The 3563-nt window shown below is 74.9% G+C and carries 1 protein-coding gene; it reads left to right on the top strand.

The features are described 5' to 3' along the window. Nucleotides 1-3563 (top strand): type I polyketide synthase (locus G3I65_RS06005; protein ID WP_160695215.1); only part of this gene is annotated, 3563 nt, incomplete at both ends.

Raw genomic sequence — 3563 nt, 5'->3', positions numbered from 1 at the left:
CTGCGGTCCCACGCCCGGATCCCGTTCCTGCTGCGCGGGCTCATCCGCGGCTCCGCGCGCCGCACCTCCGGCGGCGCCGGGCAGGACGGCCTGCTGCGCAAGCTGACCGGGCTCACCGGCGAAGAGCGGCTGCGTGTCCTGGCCGACCTCGTCCGCGCCCAGGTGGCGGCCGTGCTGGGGCACGCCTCGGCCGCGTCGATCGACCTCGCCCGCCCGTTCCAGGAGCTGGGCTTCGACTCGCTGACCGCGGTGGAGCTGCGCAACGCGCTCGACGCCGCGACCGGCCTGCGCCTGCCCGCGACCATGGTCTTCGACTACCCGAACCCGGCCGTGCTGGCCGAGCACCTGCTCGCCGAGCTGATGGGCGCCGAGCGGCTCGCCGAAGCCCCGGTCCCGGCGCGCCCGGTCACCGACGACCCGATCGTCATCGTGGGCATGAGCTGCCGCTACCCCGGCGGCGTCCGGTCGCCGGAGGACCTCTGGCGGGTGCTGGCCGACGGCACCGACGTGATGAGCGAGTTCCCCACCAACCGCGGCTGGAACCTCGAAGCCCTGTACCACCCGGACCCGGAGCACCCCGGCACCTCCTACACCCGCGAGGGCGGGTTCCTGCACGACGCACCGGAGTTCGACGCCGCGTTCTTCGGCATGAGCCCCCGCGAGGCGACGGCCACCGACTCGCAGCAGCGGCTGCTGCTGGAGTCGTCGTGGGAGGCCGTGGAGCGGGCCGGGATCGACCCGGTCTCCTTGCGCGGCAGCCGGACCGGCGTGTTCGTCGGCGTGATGTACAACGACTACGCCCAGACCCTCGGCAGCACGCCGGACGTCGAAGGCTTCCAGGGCAACGGGAGCTCGCCCAGCGTCGCCTCCGGCCGGGTGTCCTACACCCTCGGCCTGGAGGGCCCGGCGGTCACCGTCGACACGGCTTGCTCCTCGTCGCTGGTCGCCCTGCACTGGGCGATGCAGGCGCTGCGCGCCGGTGAGTGCTCGCTGGCGCTGGCCGGTGGCGTCTCGGTCATGTCGACGCCCAACAGCTTCGTCGCGTTCTCCCTGCAGCGCGGCCTCGCCCCGAACGGCCGCTCGAAGTCCTTTTCGGACTCCGCCGACGGCGTCGGCTGGTCCGAGGGCGTCGGCGTGCTCGTGCTCGAGCGGATGTCCGACGCGCGGCGCAACGGTCACGAAATCCTGGCCGTGGTCAAGGGTTCCGCGGTCAACTCCGACGGCGCGTCCAACGGCCTGACCGCCCCGAACGGGCCCTCGCAGCAGCGCGTCATCCGGCAGGCGCTGGCCAGCGCCGGGCTCGGCGGCGCCGACGTCGACGCGGTCGAGGCGCACGGCACCGGCACGGTGCTCGGCGACCCGATCGAGGCGCAGGCCCTGCTGGCCACCTACGGCCGCGACCACGACGACGAGCGGCCGCTGCTGCTCGGCTCGATCAAGTCCAACATGGGTCACACGCAGGCCGCCGCCGGCGTCGCCGGAGTGATCAAGATGGTCATGGCGATGCGCCACGGCGTGCTGCCGAAGACGTTGCACGTCACCGAACCCTCCACGCACGTCGACTGGTCCGCCGGCGCGGTCTCGCTGCTGACCGAGCCGGCCGCCTGGCCGGAGACCGGGCGCCCGCGCCGCGCGGCCGTGTCGTCGTTCGGCGTGAGCGGCACCAACGCGCACACGATCCTGGAACAGGCCCCGCCGGCGGAACCCGTTGCCGCGCCGGAGGTCCCGGAACCGGGCCCGGTCGCGTGGGCGCTGTCCGGCAAGACCGCCGCGGCACTGCGGGCGCAGGCCGGGAACCTCCTGGCGCACCTCGAGGCCCACCCCGGGCTGCGGCCGGTGGACGTCGGGCACTCGCTCACCGCGTCCCGGTCGGCGTTCGAGCACCGCGCGGTCGTCGTCGGCGCGGATCCCGCGACGCTGGGCCGCGGCCTGGCCGCGCTTGCTGCGGGCGCTTCCGACCCCGGTCTGGTCCAGGGGACCGCGTTCGCCCCGGCGTCCCCGGTGTTCGTCTTCCCCGGGCAGGACACCTACTGGTTCGGCATGGCCGTGGAGCTGCTGGAGACCTCGCCGGTCTTCGCCGCGCGCATGGCCGAGTGCGCCGAGGCACTCGCGGAGTTCGTGGACTGGTCGCTGCCCGAAGTCCTGCGGGACGCCGACGCGCTGTCCACTGTGGACGTCGTGCAGCCCGCCCTCTGGGCGACGATGGTTTCGCTGGCCGAGTTGTGGCGCTCGTACGGCGTCGAACCCGCCGCGGTGGTCGGGCACAGCCAGGGCGAGGTGGCCGCGGCCTGCGTCGCCGGCGCGCTGAGCCTGCAGGATGGCGCCCGGATCGTGGCGCTGCGCTCCCGGCTGATCCGGGAGCGGCTCGCCGGCCACGGCGCGATGCTGTCGGTGCTCGCGCCGGTCGAGGACGTCCGCGCGCTGCTCGGCGACCTGGCCGACCGGATCGCGATCGCCGCGGTCAACGGCCCCCGCACGGTGACGGTGTCGGGGGAGCCCGCCGCGCTGGCCGTCCTGGAACGCCGCCTGTCGGCGGCCGGGATCATGCGCTGGCAGCTGGCCGGGGTCGACTTCGCCGCGCACTCGATGCAGGTCGACGCCATCGCCGGCGAGCTGCGGGAACTGCTCGCGCCGGTCCGGCCGCTGGCCTCGGCGGTGCCGTTCCACTCGGCCGTCACCGGCGGCCGCGTCGACGCCGAAGAGCTCGACGCCGCCTACTGGTGCCGCAACCTGCGCGAGACCGTCGAGTTCGGGGCCGCCGTCGGCGCGCTCGTCGCCGAGGGCCACGGCGTGTTCCTCGAGATCGGCGCGCACCCGGTGTTCACCATGGGCATCGGCGAGATCGCCGAGACCACCGGCGCCCGGGTGGTGGCGCTCGGCTCGCTGCGCCGCGACGAGGGCGGCTTCGACCGCTTCCTGAAGTCCCTCGGCGAAGCCCACGCCCACGGCGTGCCGGTGCGCTGGGCCCCGGTCTTCCCCGGCGGCAGGCGGGTGGCCCTGCCGACGTACGCCTTCCAGCGCGAGTTCTACTGGTCCGACGCGCCGCCCGCGTTCGCCGGGACCGCCGCCGACCCGGCGGACGTCGAGCTGTGGGAAGCGGTCAACCGCGGCGACGCCGCGGAGCTGGCGGCCATCCTCGACCTCGGCGCGGAGCAGCGCGCGTCCCTGGACGCGCTGCTGCCGTCGCTGTCGTCGTGGCACCACCGCCGCGACGAGAAGTCCACTTTGGACTCGTGGCGCTACCGGATCACGTGGAAGCCGGTCCGCACGGCGACCGCGCCGGTGCTGACCGGCACCTGGCTGGTCGTCACCCCGGAGGCGGTGGCCGACGACGAGGTCGTGGCCGCACTGCTCGGCCACGGCGCGCAGGTCCGCCGGCTCGTCCTGGACGACGCCTGCGCCGACCGCGCCGTGCTCGCCCCGCTGCTCGACGGCACCGAGCACCTCGCCGGCGTCGTCTCGCTGCTCGCCCTCGCCGAGGAGCCCAGCACCACCGTCCCGGCGCTGGCCTCGGGCCTGGCGCTGACCGTCGCGCTCATCCAGGCACTCGGCGACGCCGGGAT

It is taken from the genome of Amycolatopsis sp. SID8362, assembly GCF_010550475.1.
Classification (GTDB): Bacteria; Actinomycetota; Actinomycetes; order Mycobacteriales; family Pseudonocardiaceae; genus Amycolatopsis; species Amycolatopsis eburnea.
This window is presented reverse-complemented; position numbering and strand designations above follow the sequence as displayed.